The 1,139-nt window shown below is 49.7% G+C and carries 8 tRNA genes and 2 rRNA genes; all 10 read left to right on the top strand.

Annotation, left to right across the window (positions count from 1 at the left end):
• The first annotated feature begins 12 nt into the window (after positions 1-12).
• Positions 13-129, top strand: a 5S ribosomal RNA gene (gene rrf, locus PQ511_RS23595).
• A gap of 9 nt (positions 130-138) precedes the next feature.
• A tRNA-Val gene (locus PQ511_RS23590) sits at positions 139-214 on the top strand.
• 32 nt (positions 215-246) lie between these two features.
• Positions 247-322, top strand: a tRNA-Thr gene (locus tag PQ511_RS23585).
• A gap of 17 nt (positions 323-339) precedes the next feature.
• A tRNA-Lys gene (locus PQ511_RS23580) sits at positions 340-415 on the top strand.
• A 7-nt stretch (positions 416-422) separates the two neighbouring features.
• Positions 423-507: transfer RNA gene (locus tag PQ511_RS23575), tRNA-Leu, on the top strand.
• A gap of 3 nt (positions 508-510) precedes the next feature.
• Positions 511-585, top strand: a tRNA-Gly gene (locus PQ511_RS23570).
• A gap of 17 nt (positions 586-602) precedes the next feature.
• Positions 603-679 (top strand) — tRNA-Arg (locus tag PQ511_RS23565).
• Between the two features lie 27 nt (positions 680-706).
• Positions 707-783 (top strand) — tRNA-Pro (locus PQ511_RS23560).
• 11 nt (positions 784-794) lie between these two features.
• Positions 795-870: transfer RNA gene (locus tag PQ511_RS23555), tRNA-Ala, on the top strand.
• Between the two features lie 168 nt (positions 871-1,038).
• A 16S ribosomal RNA gene (locus PQ511_RS23550) occupies positions 1,039-1,139 on the top strand; the annotation flags it as partial.

Below are 1,139 nucleotides of genomic sequence, written 5' to 3'. Positions count from 1 at the left end.
CACCCTGATAAGTCTAGTGACGATGGCGAAGAGGTCACACCCGTTCCCATGCCGAACACGGAAGTTAAGCTCTTCAGCGCCGATGGTAGTTGGGGGATCTCCCCCTGCAAGAGTAGGACGTCGCTGGACTTATATAGTGGAGGATTAGCTCAGCTGGGAGAGCATCTGCCTTACAAGCAGAGGGTCGGCGGTTCGAGCCCGTCATCCTCCACCATATTTTTTATAACCCGAAAGGGTACATATATTGCCGGCCTAGCTCAATTGGTAGAGCAACTGACTTGTAATCAGTAGGTTGGGGGTTCAAGTCCTCTGGCCGGCACCAGCTTTTCTTATTGAAAAGAGCCATTAGCTCAGTTGGTAGAGCATCTGACTTTTAATCAGAGGGTCGAAGGTTCGAGTCCTTCATGGCTCACCATTCATTTGCGGGTGTGGCGGAATTGGCAGACGCGCTAGACTTAGGATCTAGTGTCTTACGACGTGGGGGTTCAAGTCCCTTCACCCGCACCAATTGCGGAAGTAGTTCAGTGGTAGAACATCACCTTGCCAAGGTGGGGGTCGCGGGTTCGAATCCCGTCTTCCGCTCCATTAACTTCATAAAATATGCGCCCGTAGCTCAATTGGATAGAGCGTCTGACTACGGATCAGAAGGTTAGGGATTCGACTTCTCTCGGGCGCACCATTAAATTTTGTAGTTATCTTTTTGAAACGGGAAGTAGCTCAGCTTGGTAGAGCACTTGGTTTGGGACCAAGGGGTCGCAGGTTCAAATCCTGTCTTCCCGACCATCTATACCAACGGGGCCTTAGCTCAGCTGGGAGAGCGCCTGCCTTGCACGCAGGAGGTCAGCGGTTCGATCCCGCTAGGCTCCACCAAAACTATTTCAAAAAAGTTGTTGACACTAACAAACACATCATGGTATGATGGTTTGGTCGCTGAAAACGACATTGAAAGAAAAATTGCTCTTTGAAAACTGAACGAAACGCCATGTAAGTAGTTGTTTCTACGGAAACAAACATGTTTTAAAAGCTAGATTAAGCTTTCTATCGGAGAGTTTGATCCTGGCTCAGGACGAACGCTGGCGGCGTGCCTAATACATGCAAGTCGAGCGAAGAGATGGGAGCTTGCTCCCTGATCTTAGCGG

The organism is Guptibacillus spartinae, assembly GCF_028610625.1.
Classification (GTDB): Bacteria; Bacillota; Bacilli; order Bacillales; family Guptibacillaceae; genus Guptibacillus; species Guptibacillus spartinae.
Note: the sequence above shows the minus strand (reverse complement) of the source record. Positions and strands in the feature narration are given on the sequence as shown.